This is a genomic window from Kaistella antarctica (assembly GCF_900109615.1).
In the GTDB taxonomy this organism is placed as follows: domain Bacteria; phylum Bacteroidota; class Bacteroidia; order Flavobacteriales; family Weeksellaceae; genus Kaistella; species Kaistella antarctica.
The window spans coordinates 173,314-194,302 of sequence record NZ_FOIX01000001.1; the positions used below are offsets into that span (position 1 = coordinate 173,314).

Below are 20,989 nucleotides of genomic sequence, written 5' to 3' on the forward strand. Positions count from 1 at the left end.
CGGCTTCCTTTTTTTATAGGATTTAAGGTTTTTTAATGGTCTTTCAAATTCTAAATCTTCACTTAGTTCTTCACCAACAAACGGAATCCTTCACCATGTACGTTGATGATTTCTAAACCATCATCATCACGTAAAAGTTTTCTCAACTTCGCGATATAAACGTCCATACTTCTGGCGGTGAAATAATTTTCTTTCTTCCAAATTTTTCTTAAAGCCAAATCTCTCGGCATAAAATCATTTCTATGCTGACAAAGCAACTTCAGCAATTCGTTCTCTTTTGGAGAAAGCTTATATTCAATTTCACCAACTCGTAACTGGCGCAACATCGAATCGAAGAAAATATTACTGATCTTAAATTGTTCTTGCTCATCGTTTTCAGCCGTGGCACTCCTTTGCAAAATTGCTTTGATTTTATATAACAAAAGCTCCGTATCAAACGGTTTGGTAATATAGTCATCAGCGCCCAACTGGTAACCTTTCAATATATCTTCGCGCATATTTCTGGCGGTTAAGAAGATGATTGGAATATTTTTATCAATTCTCTTTACATCTTCCGCTAAACTAAATCCGTCTTTTTTCGGCATCATCACATCGAAAATACAAATGTCAAATTCGTTTTCCGTAAATTCTTTTAAACCTTGTTCACCATCGACTGCTAAGGTTACTTCAAAATTATTTATCGATAAATAATCTTTTAAAACTGCACCAAAACTTTGGTCGTCTTCTACTAATAAGATTCTGTTGCTCATAATTTTTGTATTTAAAGTTGCAAAGTTTTCACCTCTGTCTTTTATTATTATTAAAGTATACTTTTTTAAGTATCAATTTTTCAGGCGTTCATCGGTAATTTAATCGTAAACGTACTGCCTTTATCTTTTTGAGAGTCTACGATAATTAGCCCATTATGTAACTCTACTATTTTTTTTACATAAGATAAACCAAGACCCTGCCCTTTCACATTGTGAATATTTCCTGTTTCTTCCCGAAAGAATTTTTCGAAAATCCGCAGCTTATTGTCGGTTTCCATTCCCATTCCTTTATCAGAAATTTCAATAACATACCAGTTTCCCTCATTTCTAGTTGCTACCTTGATCTCAGGAGTTTCTGGAGAATATTTATTGGCATTATCTAATAAGTTGACTAACGCATTTGAAATGTGAAATTCATCAATTTTGAATTGATACTTTTCCGTATTGAATTCTTGAGTTAAAGTTCCGTTTCGTTGCGCGACAATCAATCCAAATGATTCGGTCGTTCTTTTGATTAAATCTCTAACATTGGTTTCCTTTAAAAATAAATTGACTTCATTCCGTTCCAACTTCGACATGTTCAGGATATTCTCCACCTGCTTTTTCATCCGGAGATTTTCCTGTTTAATTAAAGCTGAGTAATACTTTACCTTTTCGGGATTGGTTGCAATTTTATCATTTGCTAACGAATCGGTCGCTACAGAAATTGTTGCCAAAGGTGTTTTAAATTCATGCGACATATTATTGATAAAGTCGGTTTTCACATCTGCTATTTTTTTCTGTCGCATCATATAATTAATAGATATCACGTAAATCCCCAAAATAGTCAGCAAGGACATGAACGTTCCCAAAAGCATGGGCAAATTCGTTTTTGCTAAGGAGTAATCTTTCCGTGGAAAAACCAATGCTAAAGTATAAAGTGTACGGTCTTTGCTATCGGTAAACAGTGGATAAGTATAATTGATTTTATCTTTTTCATCTGCATATATGCTGTTCGCGACCTTAGTTACACCATTTTTTTTGTCCATCACGGCAAAGCCGAATTTGGTATCTAAGCCACTTAACTTTAATTCTTTGGACAATACAGAATCCAACGTTTTTACATCTACTCTTTTTTCAATCGGCAGATTAGTTGCGGTGAGTTTTGCGAATTCTCGCAACGCATAAGTATTATTGCTAATATCTTTGCTCATCTGAGTCGTTAGTGGTTCTGATGTATTAGGTGCTTTCTTAATATTCAAAATTCCTTCATCAGTGTAGAGTTTAGTCAACTTCAAACTATCGCCTTTCTGGGAAATCGGGAAATTTTGATTTTCAATAATGCTCTTCTGAAAAATCATGGTAGATTTATTCGCAGAGTCAGAATTTTGCTGAATGTACGTTTGTGTTGGCTGCGTGCTACCATCAATAACACTTTTACCAAAATTTTTGAAATCCTGATTCAAATATTTATCAACTTCCAATTGAGAAACTTTCATCGCTGAAGATTCCATCGACGAATATACTTTATTCGAGAAATCCTGATTTAGCGCGCTGTATAATTCCTTAATCCAATACAGTTGTAGGGTGACAAAGACAATCATCGAGATTGTCATTAAAACTGATATAAATGGAATAAACTTATTGTTCATTAGGTCAATTTAAAAATGAATTGTTAAAATTAGTCATTTTAAGAATATTATAACAAAAGAAAGACCAAAATATTGTATAAACTTTCTTAAAACTCTTTTATTTAACAAATTATATGGAATCTATAATTTTAAGGTAGATTTCTGAAGGCGTCCGCTAAAAATTATATAAATTTGTGAAAATCCCTATAATGAGTTCAGAAATAAAATTTAACAAAGATGAAGACGCCGCAACTATTTACGGCATGAAAGTTTTCAAAAACATACCTAGTGAAATTTGGACCTATTTTACCCAGAGAGAATTACTTGATCTATGGTGGGCGCCAGAACCATGGAAATGCGAAACAGCGGAATTACATTTTGAGCCCAACGGTCGCTGGACGTATGCCATGATTAGCCCAGAGAATGATAAATATTTCGGCAATGTTCGGTATCATGAAATAAACCAAGGTCGCAGTTTTGACTGGACTAAATCTTTTACCGATGAACAAGGCAATTTAAATATCAACTTACCAAGTTCGAACTGGCTCCTCGGTTTCACCGGTGTAGACGAAGGAACAAAACTCACCATCAATATTCATTTTAAGTCTCCTCAAGAAATGAAACAGCTTTGCGAAATGGGCTTTGAAGAGGAATTTAAAACCAGATTAAATCAACTCGAAACTCTTCTAAACAAAAAAGACTGATTTTAAAATCAGTCTTTTTTTTATCTAAAAAAGCTCTTCATCCATAAAATACTGAATAATTGCTTTCTTCATTAGAATCTGTTGTTCGTTTGGCTTTAACTCCGGAAGTGGCGTCACCTCATCAAAATGAGGATAACCATCATCATCATATTCTTTGAATTTATAATATCCAAACGGTTCCAATAAGCGACAAACTGCGATATGCAGAATATTCAATTTATCATCTTTAGTATATTTCTGTTGACCACTGCCCAATTCCTGCACGCCAATTAAGAATAACATGGTGTCAATTTGCGGATGTTTTTCGGTATCAAAAGTCTTAACAAAAAACGACTCTACTTCGTCCCAAAGCTGGCTTTCTGATTTATTTTCCATCGATTTTGTTTTCTAGTTTCATTAAAAATGCATATTCCAAAGAATCTTCTTTTAAAGATTCAAATCTTCCACTCGCTCCACCGTGACCGGAAGTCATGTCGGTTTTAAACACCAATAAATTTTGATCCGTTTTCATTTCCCGAAGTCTGGCCGTCCATTTTGCTGGTTCCCAATATTGAACTTGAGAATCATGCAACCCAGTCGTGATCAAAATGTGCGGGTAATTTTTGGCTTCGATATTGTCATAAGGCGAATATGATTTAATATAATCGTAATATTCTTTGTCTTTGGGATTTCCCCATTCATCAAATTCTCCCGTTGTTAAAGGAATGGTTTCATCTAACATAGTAGTCACAACATCAACAAATGGAACTTGCGCAACAATTCCGTTGAATAATCCTGGTTCATAGTTGATAACGGCGCCCATCAAAAGTCCGCCTGCGCTGCCGCCCATACCATAAAGATGTTTTTCTGAGGTGTAATTTTCCTTCACCAAAAACTTAGCAGCATCGATGAAATCGTAAAAAGTATTTTTCTTGAAGAGCATTTTTCCGTCTTCATACCATTCACGACCCATATATTCGCCACCACGAATGTGGGCAATAGCGTAAATAAAACCACGGTTCAACAATGATAGTCGAACATTAGAAAAACTTGCATCGACCGTATGGCCGTAACTTCCGTAGCCGTATAGTAACAGAGGAGTTTCCGCAGATTTATCGGTGTCTTTATGATAGACCAAAGAGACTGGAACTTTTTGTCCATCTCTAGCCGTAGCCCAAATTCTTTCTGAAATATAATTTTCTAATAAAAATTCCTCGCCCAAAACCTCCTGTTGTTTCAAAAGTTTAGTCGTTCTTTCCTTCATGTCATATTCGAAAGTCGAATTCGGTTGCGTCAGAGAAGTGTAGCCAAATCTTAATTTTTCGGTGTTGAATTCTAAGTTCAACCCAATATAAGTGGTGTAAGTCGGATCCGAAAAAGGGAGATAATGAACGGTGTTGTTTTCAGTATCAATAATTTTTAATTGCAAAAGGCCTTCTGTCCTTTCTTCGAGGACTAAATAGTCTTTGAAAATCTCGAAACCTTCCAGCAAAACTTCTTCACGATGCGGAATGACTTCAATCCAATTTTCGATACCTGGATTCGCAACTTTGGTTTTTACAATTTTAAAGTTGGTCGCCTCGTCTGCATTAGTGATGATGTAAAATTCATCTTTATAATGCTCGACGGCATATTCCAAATCATCAATTCTAGGTTGAATAATTTTCCAGTCTGCCATGACTTCATCCGAAGGAATAAATCGTTGTTCATCTGAAATCGTACTCGAACTTGAAATAAAAATATACTCTAAAGATTTGGTTTTGTAAACATTCACATCGAAAGTATCATCCTCTTCGTGAAAGATTAAAACATCTTGTGATGAATCGGTTCCCAACTGATGCAGAAAAACTTGAAACGCGCGCAAACTGTCATCTTTTCTGATGTAGAAAATATGTTCGTTATCATTAGCCCAAACTGCTTTCCCAGTCGTGTTCGGAATTTGATCCTGAAGAATTTCGCCTGTTTCTAAGTTTTGAAAATTAATATTATAAATTCTCCGTCCAATATTATCCGATGAATAGCTCATCAATTTATTGTTCGGAGAAACGGCAACACTTCCAACTTCGAAAAACTTCTGACCTTCTGCTAAAACATTAACATCTAACAAAAGCTCTTCTTCATTTTCTAAAGTTTGAAATTTCCGAGTAAATAAGGGATGTTCTTTTCCCTCTTCAAAACGGACGATATACCAATACTCATTAAAGTAGTAAGGCAGCGACTCGTCATCTTTTTTATAACGTGCTTTCATTTCATCAAAGAGAAGTTGCTGGAACTCTTCAGTATCTTTCATCACCGCTTCAGCGTAGGCATTTTCTTCTTCTAAATACTGAAGAACCTCAGGATTTTCTTTCTCCTTGAGCCAATAATATGGATCATTTCTTTGGTCACCATGAATTTCCAGAATTTTTGGAATCTGCTTCGCTTTTGGTGGTATACTATTTTTATAGCTCATTACGAGTTTATCTTTAAAACAAAAAACCGACTTCATCTGCGAAGAAGGCGGTTTCTTTTAATTATGTTCAATGATTTGAAGAAATTATTTCTCCAAATTTCTGATATATTTTTCTATGGCCATAGTCATTGACGGCGATTCTTTACTTGGCGCCATTACGTCAATTCTTAATCCCGCATCTTTTGCGGCTTGCTCGGTTGTTGAACCGAAAACTGCAATTTTCACTTTGTCTTGTTTAAAGGATTCAAAGTTTTCTCCCAATGATTTAATTCCCTGACGCGTAAAGAACACCAACATGTCATAATCGTCAATGTTAATTTCACTAAGATCACTGCTTACCGTTTTATACATGGTCGCTTTCGTCCAGTCAATTCCAGCGGCATCGAGCACGGTTTGGATATCTGAACTCAGAATATCTGAAGCAGGTAAAATATATTTTTCTGAGGGAAATTTTTTGAAAAGCGGCAATAAATCGGCAAATGTTCTTTCGCCAAAAGAAATTTTTCTTTTACGGTAAACAATATGTTTTTGCAAATAGTTAGCAATCGCTTCCGACTGACAAATATAGCGCATAGAATCAGGCACTGCGAAACGCATTTCTTCAGCGAGACGGAAATAATGATCGATCGCATTTTTACTTGTAAAAATAATACCCGTATAATGCGTCAAATCAATTTTTTGAGTCCGAAGATCTTTCGCTTCTACTCCTTCAACATGGATAAAGGGCTTAAAGTCTATTCTGATTTTTTCCTTTCTCGCCATTTCGAGATAAGGCGAAGATTCGTTTGGAGCAGGCTGTGAAACGAGGATAGATTTAATTTTCATTATCAATTTTTTCTTAAATAAATAATACCGTCCATATCACCATTAGAGGTGCTAATTGGAGGGTGCAAAGATACAATAATTTATAATACCATTTTTCGGGCAATATATCGTTTGGCGACAATAGGTAGAAGAAGATTTTAAATAAAAAAATGGCCACAAATCCGATAAAATAAAAGTCGAATACGAGTAGTCCATCTACTTCAAAATAATACTGATAGACGCACAAAAACATCAAAACCAAAGAGAAAACAAAGTAAAATTTTGAGGCTGCAAATTGAAAGAGTCTCCATCTTTTAAGACTTCCCGTGCCAGCAAAAAACAAGTAAGATAACCCACTTTTTAAACTATAAAAAACAACTAAGGAAAGCATAGTAAAACCAAATTTATTCAGCTCATATCCGAACAACTGAACATCGGTGATTTCTTTTGGAACGACAGGAATAGACTGCGAAATAAAGACGGCAAGCAAGACTGCAAAAACAGCGCTCACGATCAACCAACTCAAATAATTATTGGAAGAATCGGCAAACTTTTGCATCAAAAAAACCCTTACCGTGGAATCACGATGAAGATAGATAAGCATAAATACATAAAGTAAAATACAACCGACGATGATAAATACCACCCAATCGTTTTGCTGAACAATTCTAGTCAATAATAAACTTTTTGCAAAAATAGAGATATTATAGGAATATATTCCCATTTATTATCTCAATTTGAAATTGCATTACTATTTTTGCGCTAAATCCTTCCGTAAAAATAAACGACATAAAAGTTTATCTTTGCACCTTAATTTCTAAGATGAAAAAACTCGTCATTATTCCGACTTATAATGAAAAAGAAAATATTGAAAACATCATTTCAACGGTTTTCGCGTTGAAAGAAGATTTTCATATTTTGGTTGTTGACGATTCTTCACCAGACGGAACTTCAGAAATTGTAAAAAATCTGCAGGCAACTTATCCCAATCATCTAAATTTAATCGTCAGAAAGGTGAAAGACGGTCTAGGCAAAGCTTATATCCATGGATTTAAATGGGCTTTGGAAAATAATTACGATTACATCTTCGAGATGGACGCCGATTTCTCCCATAATCCTGCCGATTTAAATAAACTTTTCGAAGCTTGCCAAAAGGCTGATATGAGCATTGGCTCCAGATATTGCAAAGGAGTAAATGTGGTGAACTGGCCGATGGGAAGAGTTTTACTATCTTACTTCGCCTCTAAATATGTACGGACTATTTTAGGAATTCCGATTCACGATACCACGGCTGGATTCGTTTGTTTTTCTCGAAAAGTTTTAGAAGAAATTGGCTTAGATAAAATTAAATTGAAAGGCTACGGTTTTCAGATTGAAATGAAATTCCGGGCGATAAAAAAAGGATTTAAAGTAGTAGAGGTTCCCATTATTTTCACCAATCGAGAATTAGGTGAAAGTAAAATGAACGGTGGAATTATTCACGAAGCTGTCTTCGGAGTTTTAAATTTAAAATGGAAATGCATCATCGGTCAATTATGAGAAAAATATCATTCTTACTTTTTTCATTATTGATGATGGCTTGTTCTGAACTCATCAACGAACCCAAAAACCTTGTTCCGAAAGATAGGATGGCAGAAGTGCTGGCTGAATTTGCAATGAACGAGCAATTAAATCTGGTGGTTGAAAACATAAATTTAGATAACGCTACCCGATATACGCTGCAACAAAATAAAATAAAAGGAAATGATTTTGTTGAGAGTTATAAATTTTACACCGCTTCTGGTGATATAGAAAAAATCATAGAGAATGCACAAGAAATAGTGTTGACTAAAGATCCCGCCTCGAAAATCTATATCGAGAAAAAATTAAAAGAAAATAAAAATTTACCTGCATTTGCAAAATAATATGAAGTCTAACTTTTTCGAAATTAATCAAACTACGACCGGTAAAGCAAGAGCCGGCACCATTACCACAGATCACGGCACCATTCAAACGCCGATTTTTATGCCAGTAGGCACGGTGGCATCTGTGAAAACCGTACATCAAAGAGAGCTGAAAGATGACATTAAGGCTCAGATTATTTTAGGCAACACCTATCATTTAAATCTTCGTCCGAAAATGGAAATTATGCAGGCAGCTGGAGGTTTACACAAATTCATGAACTGGGATTTACCAATTCTAACAGATTCTGGTGGTTATCAGGTTTTTTCTTTGTCTAAGTCGAGAAAATTAAATGAAGCAGGCGTAAAGTTCAAATCTCATATTGACGGAAGCACCCATTTTATTTCTCCTGAAATTTCCATGGAAATCCAAAGACAGATTGGCGCCGATATCTTTATGGCATTTGATGAATGTACGCCTTACCCATGTGAATATAATTTGGCAAAAAAATCAATGGAAATGACGCACCGTTGGTTAAAAAGATGCATTAAATGGACAGAAGAAAATCCTGAAATGTACGGCTATCAACAAAAACTCTTCCCTATCGTACAAGGTTCCACTTATTCTGATCTAAGAAAAAAATCAGCTGAGTTTATCTCTGAGCAAAATGCGGCTGGGAATGCAATTGGTGGACTTTCGGTTGGTGAACCCGAAGATGAAATGTACCGAATCACCGACGAAGTAACCGACATTTTACCAAAAGATAAGCCCCGTTATTTAATGGGCGTTGGAACTCCCTGGAATATTTTGGAAACCATTGGTTTAGGAATCGACATGATGGATTGCGTCATGCCGACGCGTAACGCCAGAAATGCAATGCTTTTCACCTGGCAAGGCGTTATGAATATGAAAAATAAAAAGTGGGAAAGTGATTTTTCACCGTTAGATGAATTTGGAACGAGCTATGTAGATTCAGATTATTCGAAAGCATACGTGCGCCATTTGTTTGTGGCCAAAGAATATTTAGGAAAGCAAATTGCATCTGTTCATAATTTGGCATTTTATTTAGATTTGGTTCGCGTTGCCCGACAACATATTCTCGCTGGCGACTTTTACGAATGGAAAGAATCAATCGTTCCAACTTTGAAACAACGACTTTAAAATATTTCAAAAGAATCTATGAAAATAATCGACCTCTATATTATCAAAAAATACCTGGGAACTTTTGGGTTCATGCTGGCGTTATTGACGATTATTGTATTGGTCATTGATGTTCAGGCAAAAGCTCCACGAATAGAGAGCAACGGCTTTACAGTAACCGAATTTTTAATTGATTTCTATCCTTATTGGATGGTGAATTTGATCATTACATTTATGTCAATTTTGGTTTTCATTTCGGTAATTTTCTTCACTTCTAAAATTGCTAACAACACAGAAATTGTAGCAATCATTAGTTCGGGCGCAAGTTTTCACCGATTTGCGCGTCCCTATTTTATAACCTCGGGGATTATTGCAATTGCTGCCTTGTTAATCAATCATTTTATTTTACCGCTGGCAAACATTAAAAAAAACGAGTTAGAACCTTATACTTATAATGCAAAAAGTCGTGAGGAATTTACGGGAAATGTAGAAGTTGCTACCCAACTTTCAAAAACGGAATATATCTTTATAAAAAGCTATAATAAAAAAGAGAAACGTGGTTCGGGTTTCTTCTATCAAAAATTCGATAAAGACCGAAGATTAATTTATCACTTAAATGCGGCAGATTTTTACTGGCAAAAAGATAAAAATCATTTTCTAATGAGCAATTATCTTGAAAAAACTATTGCAAAAAACGACACCGAAAAATTGGGTCACGGAGACACGATGATCAAAAGTTTCGGACATCCACCAGAAGAGCTGTTTCCAGATGTATTATTAGGTCAAAATAAAACAACTCCCGAACTCATTAAATTTATTAATCGGGAAAAGGAAAAAGGTAACGCCAATCTTAACAGTTATCTGAATGAGCTGCATCAGCGTACTTCAATGCCATTTTCAGTGATCATATTGACCGTTTTAGGATTAGCGCTTGCTTCCCAAAAAAAACGCGGTGGCTTAGGGATGAACCTTGCCATCGGAATCTCGCTGGCCTTTGTATTTGTCTTTTCCTTTGAAGTTTTAAAAGTGGTTTCTGCCAATAAAACACTAACACCATTTGTAGCGATGTGGATGCCCAACTTTATTTTTGGCCCACTCGCTCTGTATCTTTATTTCAGAAGAGCCAATCAATAAAGAAGAGCAATCTCTTTGTGAAAAAACTTATGTAAACCATCATTTTCTAACTCGACCCACAGGAAACCCTCTTCATCAACATTTTTAATGATGCCATTTTGTCTTGATTGATTAATCTCAAAAACAGAGATGATATCCTTTCGGAATAAACGCTGATTAAGCTTTGCCAGCACCGATATTTCAGAAACGTCTTTCAATAAATTTTCCACTAGATAGTCGTGAAGAGAGTGAGTTAAACGTTCTAGGTCAAATTTAATTCCGGTTTGGGTAAGCAAAGAGCCTGCTTTTGGGAGATGTTTGAAGTTTTCTTCTAGTACATTTAAACCGATTCCGATTAAGAAATAAGACTTTTTATGGATCACTTTCTTTTCGATTAAAATCCCGCACACCTTTTTCCCATTAAGAATAATATCGTTAGGCCATTTCAACTCTGGCAAGAGCTTTGTCAGAATGGCAAGAAAATCAGCCAATACTTCAGCGGTATGAAAATTGAACAAATGATTGGGTAATTTAACGAGTTCATCGGGTACTGCAACAGAATAAGCTAAGCTTAAGTTGCCTGTAGATTCCCACGAATTCCCATACTGACCTTTACCTTTGGTTTGATTAAAGGTGTAAACAGTTAGTAAATCAAGCGTATCTAAAGACATCAATTTTTCAATTTCATCTTGAGTTGAAGAACATTCTTGAAGATAGACCAAGCGCATCATTTATGAAAACTTTAAGAGTTAGAATGGGTAAATTTGAGACTATTTAAATAAAAAAACAATAAATTTGCAGATTATACAAAATTTTTAATGAACAAAATCACAGACAAGCAACTACTTATTGACAAAGTTGTAGAAGCAATACAAGATACAAAGGGAGAAGACATCATGATCTTCGACTTATCAAAAATCGAAAATTCGGTAGCACAAACATTCGTAATCTGCACCGGAAACTCCAACACGCAAGTTTCAGCAATTTCCGGCAACATCCAAAAAAAGGTTAGAAATGATTTACAAGACCGCCCGTGGCATGTGGAAGGAAGTGAAAATTCACTTTGGGTCTTATTAGATTATGTCTCCGTAGTGGTACACGTTTTCCAAAGAGAAACACGTGAATACTATGACATTGAGGAACTATGGGGCGATGCACACATTACCAAAATCGAAAATTAATTACAGATCGTTGACGGAAACCATTTTTCGTCAAAATTTTTATAAAAAGATATGAATAACAACAAAGGATTTAATTGGTTCTTCCCGATTGCAATCGGAGCCATTTTGCTCTTTTTCTTTTCAAATATGGGTGGAGACTCTTCTTCTAATCAAATTGATGAGGAAGCCTTTTATAAATTGATGGAGCAGGGAAAAGTGGAGGACGTCCTCATCTATAAAGATACTGAGAAAGCAGATGTTTTTTTGAACCAAGCCGCAAAAACAGAATTGGCAAAAAAAGAAGCAAAAAAAGAAAGAAGTCCTTTCGCGGCTTTTGACTTTTCACCCAAACCAGATTACACTTTAAGTTTCGGTGACTTACAACTCTTCTTAGAAAAGTTTGACAAAATCAAAGCTGAGTATCCGACAGTTGCGACTAAAAAAGATTACGGCATTGGTAAAAATCCGATGACCGAACTATTATTCACGGCAATTTTCTGGATCGCAATCATGGCGCTATTTTATTTTGTGATTTTCCGCAAAATGATGGGCGGAGGTGGCGGTGGCGGCGGAGGCCAAATTTTCTCCATCGGTAAATCCAAAGCAAAACTCTTTGACGAAAAAGATAAAGTTCAGGTCTCATTTAAAGATGTAGCCGGTTTAGAAGGAGCCAAAGAAGAAGTTCAGGAAGTAGTAGATTTCCTAAAGAACTCAGAAAAATATACAAAATTGGGAGGTAAAATTCCGAAAGGAGTTTTATTAGTTGGTCCTCCGGGAACAGGAAAAACGCTTTTGGCGAAAGCTGTTGCAGGTGAAGCTAAGGTTCCTTTCTTTTCCCTATCAGGTTCTGATTTCGTCGAAATGTTTGTCGGAGTTGGAGCATCTCGAGTAAGGGATTTATTTGTTCAGGCAAAAGCAAAATCACCAGCGATTATTTTCATTGATGAGATTGATGCTATTGGTAGAGCCAGAGGAAAAGGAAATATGACCGGTGGAAATGACGAAAGAGAAAACACTCTAAATCAGTTATTAACAGAAATGGATGGTTTTGGTACCGACACTAATGTGATCATTATGGCGGCAACCAACCGAGCAGATATTTTAGATAAAGCTTTAATGAGAGCTGGTCGATTTGACCGTTCGATTTATGTTGACTTACCAGAATTACACGAAAGAAGAGAAATTTTTGATGTGCATTTGGCGAAAATAAAAATGGAACCCAATATAGACCGAGAATTTTTGGCCAAACAGACTCCAGGATTTAGTGGTGCTGATATTGCAAACCTTTGTAATGAAGCAGCTTTAATCGCAGCCAGAAATTCGCACGAATCAGTAACCACTCAAGATTTCTTGGATGCTGTGGATCGTATCATCGGTGGATTAGAAAAGAAAAACAAAGCTATTAAACCTTCAGAAAAAAGAAGAGTTGCGTATCACGAAGCGGGACATGCAACCATATCTTGGTTGGTAGAACACGCCGCACCATTGTTAAAAGTGACAATTGTACCAAGAGGACGCTCGTTAGGAGCAGCCTGGTATCTTCCGGACGAAAGACAATTGACGACGACCGAACAAATGCTAGATGAATTGTGTGCAACCTTAGGTGGTAGAGCTGCTGAACAAACCATATTTGGAAATATTTCTACGGGAGCACTTTCTGATCTTGAGAGAGTAACCAAACAAGCGCAGGCGATGGTGACCATTTACGGTTTAAACGACAAAGTTGGTAACGTTTCTTACTATGACAGTACGGGTCAGTCGGAATACAGTTTCGGTAAACCTTACTCTGAGGCGACTGCGAAAATGATTGACGAAGAAATTTCAAAACTCATTGAATCACAGTACCAACGTGCTTTGCAAATTTTAGGGGATAATAAAGATAAGTTAGATGCTCTTGCTGCAAAACTTTTGGAGAAAGAAGTCATCTTCCGAGAAGACCTAGAAGTGGTGTTTGGCAAAAGAGCTTGGGATCCGGAGTTGACAGAACATCCAGTTTCAAGCACTCAAAAGAATAATGAGCCGACACAAGAAGCAGAAGTTATAGCGCCAGAATCTGGTACGCAACTTTAGTAAATTTTAATCCTGATTATTTATATTTACGTAAATAATTAGGATTTTTGTATTTAATTGATTGTTTAAGCAAATATTTTCTATTTTTGTATAACAATCGTATAAAGGAAAGGGAGTTGAGTTTATTTAAAAAATTGGTCGGGAAATTACTAAATCAACCTGACGAAGATGAAGAACAGGATTTGATTAAACTTGGGGATCAGTTGAAAAATGCTGATCTTGATTACAAGTTTGCCCAATTATTCACCTATTCTGGCGGATTTTTTAATTACTGTGCAGATGAAGCGGAAGCTTTGCAAACTTTAAATCATATCTTGAAAATAGAAGATGTAAAATCGATTTTCTGCTGGGATCATGATTTGAAAAACTTTTTAAATGTAGTTAAGATACCTTACACTACGGACCTGGAACTTTTTAATGATTGCGCTTTTATCACTTGCGAATACTTAATCGCTTATGATGGTCGAATCATGCTGTCTCATAACAGCATCCTCCATTATCATTCTTCTCGTTTGCCGGAGAAAATTATTATCATGGCTAATGTTTCTCAAATCGTGACCAACTTAAATGATGCCATGAGCAAAATCAAGCGCAACGGAAACATTAGAAATCTGACCTCGATCAGTGGAAGCAATTCTAAATTAGACACTCCAAATAAGGATAACACAAAACTTTTCTTACTTTTGCTCGAAGATTAAAAATCTTGCGACAAGTAATCTAAAAGACTCTATTTTCTTAAATATTTAATGATATAATTTTGGATAAAAATTTAGTGCTGCGGCTTTTCGGTGGCGTTCTATACGGTTCAGTTGTTATTCTTTGCACCACTTCCTGGGGTAGCCAAGTCATCAATTCTATTTCACCAGGTCTCGTACAACAGCATACTCTTTACTACGGCTTAATCACCTTTTTCCTTTTCATGGGAGCATGGGAATGCGTGAAGATGATGAAGTTCGATCCCAAAGGTTGGGAAAAATGGGTCGTATTTCCTTTAATTGTTTTCGTTTTCTATCGATTTTCAAAAAGATATTTTAGTAATGGATTTTATTTCGATTTTAATATCTCCGAAATATTAGCGCTGTTGCTTATTGTAATTGCGGTCGTTACTTTATTCCGATTTTCGAAAGAACTTTACTACGACAATGGTAAATTAATATTCACCGTCATTTATACCGCACTCCCTTTTGGGTTTGCTTTAGGTTTACCTAAATTCTCAACGGCTGACAATACTTTTACTTTAGAAGTTTTCTTCTTGTTCGTCTTAATTTGGAGCAGTGATTCTTTTGCCTACTTCACTGGGAAATTTTTCGGGAAGCATAAGATGGCACCAAAGATTTCTCCCAAAAAAACATGGGAAGGATTTGCGGGCGGCGTTTTCTTCACTATCATTCTTGGTTACTTTATCGAACTGTATTATCCCGATTTACGGGGAAACTACATGATCGTCGGATTGTTGGTTTCGGTTTTTGGACCTTTAGGTGATTTGGTGGAGAGTCAACTGAAAAGAAATTTTGGGGTTAAAGACTCAGGCAATGTTATTCCGGGACATGGCGGCATTTTAGATCGGCTAGATAGCTTTATTATCTGCGTGCCTGTCGTATATTTGTACTTTATTTTAGAAAAATTAATATAAACATGAAGCTTCATAAAGAGTCAAAAGGAACCATTATCGTTGCAACGATTTTGTTTGCAATTATCAGTTTCGTGTCCGTTCATTTCCTAGAAATGTGGGCGCTGCTGATCATTATTCCTTTGTTAATCATTTTCGGACTGGTATTTTGGTTTTTCCGAGTTCCTAATCGGGATATTTTAGATCATAAAGAAAACGTAATTGCCCCGGTAGACGGTAAAGTAGTGATGATTAAAGAAGTTGATGAAGATGAATTTATTAAAGGAAAAGCCATTCAGATTTCAATTTTCATGTCTCCTTTAAATGTTCATATTTGTCGCTATCCTGTTTCTGGTAATGTGATTTATAAGAAATACCATCCAGGGAAATACTTGGTCGCTTGGCATGAAAAGTCTTCTACAGAAAACGAAAGAACCACAGTTGCAATCGATAGTTTAACGCATCATAAAGTGGTATTTCGCCAGATTGCGGGATATGTTGCCAGACGGATTGTTTTTAAATGTAATGAAGGCGATATCGCAAAAGCCGGGCACGAATTCGGTTTCATAAAATTCGGTTCACGGATGGATATTTTCTTACCTCTTGATACGGAAATCAATTGTAAAATTGGTGATAAAACCAAAGGTGGAATTGATATTATCGCCAAAATGATTGAATAATTACGAAAGAATCATCATATTTTAATCCCGAGATTTTTAATTCCGGGATTTTTTTTATATTTTTAAAGTCAATCCTAAATTTCCCTACATGAAATCCCTACTAATATTCTTTTCCAGTATCCTTTTAATCCTAACTTCTTGCACGCAAACTGAAAACACCGACGTGCTGAAAGAAAGGGAAACTGCGCTTTTGACCAAGGAAAGAGCGTTTGCCGAAAAAGAACTTGAATTCGAATCTCTGAAAGCGATGCGAGATAGTTTAGAACTTCCGACAGATACCGTTATCGCGCTGAAAATACCCGAAAACATTATCGGAAAATGGACGGGGAAAATGATTTGTACAGAGTCAAATTGCTCCGAGCATGTTATTGGCGATTTAAGAAATGATAGCTGGGAATTCTTTGATGACCAAGTTAGAATTACTAATAAAAGCGGCAGCGAAAAAATTTACTTTGCGAAAGTCAGCGATTCAGAAATTAAACTAACCTCAGAAAACAGCTCGCCCTCGACTACTCAGTCGATCATAACGCTGCAACTTACAGAAGAGAACAAAGGCAGAATCAAAGGTAGCCGTGAATTTACGGGCAACAATTGTCTATCGAAATTCTCGGTAGATTTAGAAAAAATCAAAAACTAAATTATGCTCACGCTATTAAAAGTGTCACAGTTCGATCTTCCCCTAGAAGATCCGGTTCTTAAGTTTTTGGTCGTTTTAATTATCATTCTTTCTGCACCTTTATTACTCAACAAAATTAAGGTTCCACACCTCTTGGGTTTAATTATCGCTGGAGCAGTTGTTGGTCCAAACGGTTTCAACATTCTCACGCGAGACAGCAGTATTGTGGTCACAGGCACCACAGGGTTACTCTATATTATGTTCCTTGCCGGTCTGGAGATTGATCTGGCTGAGTTCAAAAAAAACAAATATAAAAGTCTGGGCTTTGGCGCATATACGTTCGTTATTCCCTTCATATTTGGGATTGCCGCGGCGCATTTTGTTTTAGAATATAACTGGCTGACCTCTTTCTTATTTGCCAGTATATTTTCGTCACATACTTTAATATCTTATCCTTTAGTTAGCAAATTAGGAGTCGTAAAAAACCGGGCGGTTAATGTAACGGTTGGTGGAACGGTAATTACCGATATTCTTGCCTTGTTAGTCTTAGCAATCGTTGTTGGTATGACAACAGGAGAAGTCAATGCAGCTTTCTGGACCCAGCTTTCCGTCGGCATCATCGTTTTTGCGGCTATTGTGTTAATTGGATTTCCAATTGTCGGCAGATGGTTTTTCAAAAAAGTAAGCGATAAAATTTCTCAGTACATCTTTGTTCTGGTGATGATTTATCTCGCCGCACTTCTGGCAGAGTTGGCCGGGATTGAAGCGATTATCGGAGCGTTTCTCGCCGGACTGGCTTTAAATAAATTAATTCCGCGCACTTCTTCTTTAATGAATCGCGTAGAGTTTGTCGGGAATGCGATTTTCATCCCTTTCTTCCTGATCAGTGTCGGAATGTTGATTGACGTTACCGTATTTTTTAAAGATTTTGATACCATCAAAGTGGCCTTAATCATGATTACGATTTCGATTGGTGGAAAATATCTAGCCTCAGTCGCAACTCAGAAAACATTTAAATATACCAAGCCAGAAGGCGGAATTATTTTCGGATTAAGTTCAGCTTCTGCAGCGGCGACTTTAGCAACAGTAACTGTGGGTTATAACATCATTATTGGCGAGACGGATTTAGGGGAACCGATCAGGTTATTAGATGAAAGCGTTCTAAACGGAAGTATTCTGCTGATTCTTATTTCTTGTACCATCTCCTCTTTTGTGACACAGAAGAACGCAGAATTATTGGTGAAAGCTGATAATGAAAACACTATTTCGGACAGTAACCCCGAAAAAGAAAATATCTTATTAGCAGTAAATCATGTCAAGACGGTTGATCCAATGACCAATCTAGCGTTATTAATTAAATCTAAAAATACCACCGAAAATCTTTTCGCGGTAAATATTATCAATGAAGAAAAAAACGATTCTTCAAAGAAAAATGCGGAGACTTTATTAGACCAAGTTGTTGAGATTGGGGCCTCGGCTGATGTCAAAATAACACCCGTAACTCGTTACGACACCGACATCATTGAAGGAATAAACAATGTCATTAAAGAATATGCGATCACTGATCTCATGATCGGTATTGATGAAGAGAAAAGATTCTCACCTAATTTTATCTATAACTTATACAGCGGCTATCTGAATAACAACGCGGCAAATATCTTGGTCTATCACGCAGTTCAACCAGCTTCTACGGTTCAGAAATATTTAGTTATTCTTCCGACAAATGCCGAAAAAGAACCACGGTTTTTCCATTCGTTATTAAAGGTGTGGAATATGGCTCGAAATTCTGGTTCTAAAATAGAATTCTACGGAAGTGATGCTACAATTGCAATGATTGAGAGCATCCGCAAAAAAGTAAATATCGACGCCAGTTTTATTATTTTCAATAACTGGAGTGAGCTTAAGAAAGTCTTTAGTAAAATGAAAGATAACGACGCGTTAATCCTTTTCATGGCAAGTCGCTCAATGATTTCCTATTTGCCACAAATGCAGAATGTTCCCGATTATCTAAATGAACATTTCAAAGAGAAAAATTTCTTGCTGCTCTTCCCAGCACATCAAGATCAAGTAGAATATAGAAAAGACACCCGCGACATTGGTAACGCAAGAGATTTCGTGGAAATTGGTAAAATAGTGGGGAAATTATTTAAATAAGAGGATATTTATTTCGAAATAAAATCATCGAAATAAATATCCTTTAAATTCTAAAACTTGTAAACTGTTTTCTTGGGTATCGTGGTTGGACGAACATTACCCCGTAAAGGAGTTAGCAGATCCATTAGACCATTCATCTTTATTTCGTAGATGGTTGAGAGTTGCATGCCTAATTTGCCTGGAGGCATACCCTGACGCTGAAACCACTCCAGATAAGTAATCGGTAAATCTACGACAAGTGTGCCTTTGTATTTGCCAAAAGGCATTTCGGTTTTACAGATTTCTTCTAATATTTCAGGACGAAGTTCAGGAATCATTGTATGTTATATTTTATGGAAATCTTTAGATACTTAAATCAATTTTTTGTTCAATCTCTTTGGGTTCAGGCATGATGATCTCGCGGTCGTCCTCAAAAAATTCATCCCGATAAACCTGGATTAGCATAATTGTAATTGAAATTAAAATCGGCCCAAAAATTAAACCCATAAAGCCAAAAAGATTAATCCCCATAATAATTCCGAAAACGGTGTTAAGCGGATGGATGTTCTCCAGTTTCTTCAATAAAGTAAAACGCAGCAGATTATCAGTTAATCCAACGACCACGACACAATAAGTTGCCAACCCTAAACCTGGTCCCACATTTCCTTCTGCGATCATAAAAATACAAACAGGAATGTAAATGATTGCCGCGCCCACAATAGGAAGCATCGATCCCACGCAGGTTAAAGCAAATAATAAGATTGCACTTGGCGCCCCAAATATTAAATATCCAATCAAGGCAATTACACCTTGACCAATCGCAACAACTGGAATTCCGATTGCGTTTGCCATAACCATCTTGCGAATTTTTTCACCTAGTAAATTGACATTTGCTTTTTTCAAAGGTGCCGAACTTTGCATCAATCGCTCAAAAAATCTCGGCTTTTCCAGCATGAAATACAAGATGAAATACATTGAAGCCACGACCGTTAGAGTATTGAACGTCCCGCTGAGCGCAGAAGTAGAAAACTTACCGACATTATCTTTCAGCTTGGTCAAATTATCTTTGCTTAAAATATCAATATTGGTTTTAGTATAAATATAATCGTGAATCTTGTCGATGAACACATTAAACTTCTGCATATACGCAGAGGCGTTACCCAATTTCTCAATAAGTAAATCAACGATAAAATAAATCGGTAAAATCAACACAATCAAAGTCCCGAAAATAATGACCAAGGAAGCAACCCAAGGTTTCCAATGCTTTTGTTCCTGTAAATAAAGATTGTATTTTCTGGTAATCACGTAGAGCGTAATGGCACCCAGAAGCGCCGGCACAAAAAGTGACAAATGATATCCTACCAAAGAGGCAAGGATAATAATCAGGAGCAGCAAAAATACCTGCTTGATTTTCACTTCACTGACTTGATGTTTTTTATTTGGCATAACTCATTATTAAAAAAAGCAACAGTATAAAACCATTGCTTTCAAATGTACAGATATTCTTGAAAATATCAGCGTTTAATTTAATTTTTAGGAATGATTGCGCGCGGTCTTCCACAGTAGGCGCAATAAGCAGAATACATAACGACAAAGTAAAAGCAGAAAGTAAATATAATTCCGATTCCGCATAAAAACACACCTGCAATACTAATTAAGAATCCAAGTAATGCGGTCCCTAAAAAGGTTCCATAATTATCTTTAGCAATAGAAAATGACTTGCTTAAAGCCTCCGAAAAACTTGCGTTCTCAAATAGTAAAATTGGATAACCCAGCAATAACAGAGGAATCACAAAAAACACTGGCAATACGCACAAGGCTGCCGAGATCGTAATAATAACACTTGATATTAAAGCGTAAATGATAATATTTACAAAATTTTGTTTAAATCCAATAAAGAGGTCTGAAAAACTTATTTTCTCCTGGAGATTATATTTGTTGGCGATGTAGATAATCCCAACATAAATCGGTGTCAATAATAAACTTACTAATCCTGAAAGTCCGGCATAGAAAATAAATCCAGGAACTTGCCATAAGCCTGGGAAAGTGTTGCCACCATCTTTCATCTCTTCCATCAGATCTGCCGAATTGAAACCTGAAATCGGTTGCACTACGAGCGATACTAAAGACGTAATTAATACTGCTGCAATCCCATACAGGAAAACTCCCTTGTAAATTTCAAAAGCGTGAGCGATAATTGCTCCCGCAGACTTTTCTGGTCCGAGTGGTTGATCAAATTCTTCAAAAGTATCCATAGTTTAATTTTTAATGTTTTCAAATTTATCATTA

The 20,989-nt window shown here is 36.3% G+C and carries 22 protein-coding genes; 12 read left to right on the forward strand and 10 right to left on the reverse strand.

Features of this window, described 5'->3' with window-relative positions; translation table 11 throughout:
• Positions 1–62 precede the first annotated feature (62 nt).
• Entirely contained in the window at positions 63–749 is a 687-nt protein-coding gene (locus tag BMX49_RS00785) for a response regulator transcription factor (RefSeq protein WP_034717767.1), read from the reverse strand.
• Positions 750–829: 80 nt separating this feature from the next.
• Complete coding sequence (locus BMX49_RS00790) at positions 830–2,380, reverse strand: sensor histidine kinase (protein ID WP_034717769.1); 1,551 nt, start codon at positions 2,378–2,380, stop codon at positions 830–832.
• A gap of 188 nt (positions 2,381–2,568) precedes the next feature.
• Between BMX49_RS00790 and BMX49_RS00795 the strand changes: the two genes are divergently transcribed.
• Positions 2,569–3,063, forward strand: coding sequence for an SRPBCC family protein (locus tag BMX49_RS00795; RefSeq protein WP_034717772.1), 495 nt, complete (start codon positions 2,569–2,571; stop codon positions 3,061–3,063).
• A gap of 24 nt (positions 3,064–3,087) precedes the next feature.
• On the opposite strand, the gene BMX49_RS00800 is transcribed toward BMX49_RS00795, so the two are convergent.
• From BMX49_RS00800 to BMX49_RS00815, 4 genes are all read right to left on the reverse strand, one after another.
• Positions 3,088–3,438, reverse strand: a complete 351-nt coding sequence (locus tag BMX49_RS00800; RefSeq protein ID WP_034717774.1) for a hypothetical protein — start codon at positions 3,436–3,438, stop codon at positions 3,088–3,090.
• Positions 3,428–5,494 (reverse strand): S9 family peptidase, encoded by a 2,067-nt coding sequence (locus BMX49_RS00805; protein WP_034721013.1) that lies wholly within the window; start codon positions 5,492–5,494, stop codon positions 3,428–3,430. The genes BMX49_RS00800 and BMX49_RS00805 overlap by 11 nt, the downstream gene beginning before the upstream one ends.
• A gap of 84 nt (positions 5,495–5,578) precedes the next feature.
• On the reverse strand, positions 5,579–6,319 hold the full coding sequence (locus tag BMX49_RS00810; protein ID WP_034717775.1) for a uroporphyrinogen-III synthase: 741 nt from the start codon (positions 6,317–6,319) through the stop codon (positions 5,579–5,581).
• Positions 6,320–6,332: 13 nt separating this feature from the next.
• Entirely contained in the window at positions 6,333–7,022 is a 690-nt protein-coding gene (locus tag BMX49_RS00815; RefSeq protein WP_051803623.1) for a DUF4271 domain-containing protein, read from the reverse strand.
• Between the two features lie 98 nt (positions 7,023–7,120).
• On the opposite strand from BMX49_RS00815, the gene BMX49_RS00820 reads away from it, so the two are divergent.
• From BMX49_RS00820 to BMX49_RS00835, 4 genes are read left to right on the forward strand one after another with little or no spacing between them, the layout of a single operon-like run.
• Entirely contained in the window at positions 7,121–7,837 is a 717-nt protein-coding gene (locus BMX49_RS00820) for a polyprenol monophosphomannose synthase (RefSeq protein ID WP_034717777.1), read from the forward strand.
• Positions 7,834–8,202, forward strand: a complete 369-nt coding sequence (locus BMX49_RS00825) for a DUF4296 domain-containing protein (RefSeq protein ID WP_034717779.1) — start codon at positions 7,834–7,836, stop codon at positions 8,200–8,202. Before BMX49_RS00820 ends, BMX49_RS00825 begins: the two co-directional genes overlap by 4 nt.
• A 1-nt stretch (position 8,203) precedes the next feature.
• Positions 8,204–9,340, forward strand: a complete 1,137-nt coding sequence (gene tgt, locus BMX49_RS00830) for a tRNA guanosine(34) transglycosylase Tgt (protein WP_034717781.1) — start codon at positions 8,204–8,206, stop codon at positions 9,338–9,340.
• Positions 9,341–9,358: 18 nt separating this feature from the next.
• Positions 9,359–10,453: an LptF/LptG family permease gene (locus BMX49_RS00835; RefSeq protein WP_034717782.1), complete on the forward strand. Its 1,095-nt coding sequence runs from the start codon at positions 9,359–9,361 to the stop codon at positions 10,451–10,453.
• Here BMX49_RS00835 and BMX49_RS00840 read toward each other — a convergent pair.
• On the reverse strand, positions 10,447–11,163 hold the full coding sequence (locus BMX49_RS00840) for a biotin--[acetyl-CoA-carboxylase] ligase (RefSeq protein WP_034717784.1): 717 nt from the start codon (positions 11,161–11,163) through the stop codon (positions 10,447–10,449). The two genes, BMX49_RS00835 and BMX49_RS00840, sit on opposite strands and share 7 nt — an antisense overlap.
• Positions 11,164–11,250: 87 nt before the next feature.
• Between BMX49_RS00840 and rsfS the strand changes: the two genes are divergently transcribed.
• From rsfS to BMX49_RS00875, 7 genes are all read left to right on the forward strand, one after another.
• The gene (gene rsfS, locus BMX49_RS00845; protein WP_034717785.1) at positions 11,251–11,613 is read left to right on the forward strand and encodes a ribosome silencing factor; all 363 of its coding nucleotides are present in this window, start codon (positions 11,251–11,253) and stop codon (positions 11,611–11,613) included.
• A gap of 51 nt (positions 11,614–11,664) precedes the next feature.
• A complete protein-coding gene (gene ftsH, locus BMX49_RS00850; RefSeq protein ID WP_034717787.1) occupies positions 11,665–13,662 on the forward strand; it encodes an ATP-dependent zinc metalloprotease FtsH in 1,998 nt (665 codons plus the stop codon).
• Positions 13,663–13,778: 116 nt separating this feature from the next.
• Positions 13,779–14,360: an LUD domain-containing protein gene (locus tag BMX49_RS00855; protein ID WP_034717788.1), complete on the forward strand. Its 582-nt coding sequence runs from the start codon at positions 13,779–13,781 to the stop codon at positions 14,358–14,360.
• Between the two features lie 59 nt (positions 14,361–14,419).
• Positions 14,420–15,295 (forward strand): phosphatidate cytidylyltransferase, encoded by an 876-nt coding sequence (locus BMX49_RS00860; RefSeq protein WP_034717791.1) that lies wholly within the window; start codon positions 14,420–14,422, stop codon positions 15,293–15,295.
• Between the two features lie 2 nt (positions 15,296–15,297).
• On the forward strand, positions 15,298–15,951 hold the full coding sequence (locus BMX49_RS00865; RefSeq protein ID WP_034717792.1) for a phosphatidylserine decarboxylase family protein: 654 nt from the start codon (positions 15,298–15,300) through the stop codon (positions 15,949–15,951).
• An 88-nt stretch (positions 15,952–16,039) separates the two neighbouring features.
• Positions 16,040–16,588, forward strand: a complete 549-nt coding sequence (locus tag BMX49_RS00870) for a hypothetical protein (protein ID WP_051803625.1) — start codon at positions 16,040–16,042, stop codon at positions 16,586–16,588.
• 3 nt (positions 16,589–16,591) lie between these two features.
• Complete coding sequence (locus BMX49_RS00875; protein ID WP_034717793.1) at positions 16,592–18,721, forward strand: cation:proton antiporter; 2,130 nt, start codon at positions 16,592–16,594, stop codon at positions 18,719–18,721.
• 50 nt (positions 18,722–18,771) lie between these two features.
• Here BMX49_RS00875 and BMX49_RS00880 read toward each other — a convergent pair whose 3' ends face one another.
• The 3 genes from BMX49_RS00880 to BMX49_RS00890 form a co-directional block, all read right to left on the reverse strand.
• Positions 18,772–19,038: a DUF3820 family protein gene (locus BMX49_RS00880; protein WP_034717796.1), complete on the reverse strand. Its 267-nt coding sequence runs from the start codon at positions 19,036–19,038 to the stop codon at positions 18,772–18,774.
• A 25-nt stretch (positions 19,039–19,063) separates the two neighbouring features.
• Positions 19,064–20,146 (reverse strand): AI-2E family transporter, encoded by a 1,083-nt coding sequence (locus tag BMX49_RS00885; RefSeq protein WP_034717798.1) that lies wholly within the window; start codon positions 20,144–20,146, stop codon positions 19,064–19,066.
• An 80-nt stretch (positions 20,147–20,226) separates the two neighbouring features.
• Positions 20,227–20,955 carry a hypothetical protein gene (locus BMX49_RS00890; RefSeq protein WP_034717799.1) on the reverse strand — a complete coding sequence of 243 codons (729 nt, stop codon included), beginning with the start codon at positions 20,953–20,955 and terminating at the stop codon, positions 20,227–20,229.
• Positions 20,956–20,989: the final 34 nt, after the last annotated feature.

Excerpts from the sequence above, each read along its gene's own strand:
- BMX49_RS00785 (WP_034717767.1), bottom strand. The coding sequence starts at position 749 with ATGAGCAACAGAATCTTATTAGTAGAAGACGACCAAAGTTTTGGTGCA.
- BMX49_RS00790 (WP_034717769.1), bottom strand. The coding sequence starts at position 2,380 with ATGAACAATAAGTTTATTCCATTTATATCAGTTTTAATGACAATCTCG.
- BMX49_RS00795 (WP_034717772.1), top strand. The coding sequence starts at position 2,569 with ATGAGTTCAGAAATAAAATTTAACAAAGATGAAGACGCCGCAACTATT.
- BMX49_RS00800 (WP_034717774.1), bottom strand. The coding sequence starts at position 3,438 with ATGGAAAATAAATCAGAAAGCCAGCTTTGGGACGAAGTAGAGTCGTTT.
- BMX49_RS00805 (WP_034721013.1), bottom strand. The coding sequence starts at position 5,494 with ATGAGCTATAAAAATAGTATACCACCAAAAGCGAAGCAGATTCCAAAA.
- BMX49_RS00810 (WP_034717775.1), bottom strand. The coding sequence starts at position 6,319 with ATGAAAATTAAATCTATCCTCGTTTCACAGCCTGCTCCAAACGAATCT.
- BMX49_RS00815 (WP_051803623.1), bottom strand. The coding sequence starts at position 7,022 with ATGGGAATATATTCCTATAATATCTCTATTTTTGCAAAAAGTTTATTA.
- BMX49_RS00820 (WP_034717777.1), top strand. The coding sequence starts at position 7,121 with ATGAAAAAACTCGTCATTATTCCGACTTATAATGAAAAAGAAAATATT.
- BMX49_RS00825 (WP_034717779.1), top strand. The coding sequence starts at position 7,834 with ATGAGAAAAATATCATTCTTACTTTTTTCATTATTGATGATGGCTTGT.
- tgt (WP_034717781.1), top strand. The coding sequence starts at position 8,204 with ATGAAGTCTAACTTTTTCGAAATTAATCAAACTACGACCGGTAAAGCA.
- BMX49_RS00835 (WP_034717782.1), top strand. The coding sequence starts at position 9,359 with ATGAAAATAATCGACCTCTATATTATCAAAAAATACCTGGGAACTTTT.
- BMX49_RS00840 (WP_034717784.1), bottom strand. The coding sequence starts at position 11,163 with ATGATGCGCTTGGTCTATCTTCAAGAATGTTCTTCAACTCAAGATGAA.
- rsfS (WP_034717785.1), top strand. The coding sequence starts at position 11,251 with ATGAACAAAATCACAGACAAGCAACTACTTATTGACAAAGTTGTAGAA.
- ftsH (WP_034717787.1), top strand. The coding sequence starts at position 11,665 with ATGAATAACAACAAAGGATTTAATTGGTTCTTCCCGATTGCAATCGGA.
- BMX49_RS00865 (WP_034717792.1), top strand. The coding sequence starts at position 15,298 with ATGAAGCTTCATAAAGAGTCAAAAGGAACCATTATCGTTGCAACGATT.
- BMX49_RS00870 (WP_051803625.1), top strand. The coding sequence starts at position 16,040 with ATGAAATCCCTACTAATATTCTTTTCCAGTATCCTTTTAATCCTAACT.
- BMX49_RS00875 (WP_034717793.1), top strand. The coding sequence starts at position 16,592 with ATGCTCACGCTATTAAAAGTGTCACAGTTCGATCTTCCCCTAGAAGAT.
- BMX49_RS00880 (WP_034717796.1), bottom strand. The coding sequence starts at position 19,038 with ATGATTCCTGAACTTCGTCCTGAAATATTAGAAGAAATCTGTAAAACC.
- BMX49_RS00885 (WP_034717798.1), bottom strand. The coding sequence starts at position 20,146 with ATGCCAAATAAAAAACATCAAGTCAGTGAAGTGAAAATCAAGCAGGTA.
- BMX49_RS00890 (WP_034717799.1), bottom strand. The coding sequence starts at position 20,955 with ATGGATACTTTTGAAGAATTTGATCAACCACTCGGACCAGAAAAGTCT.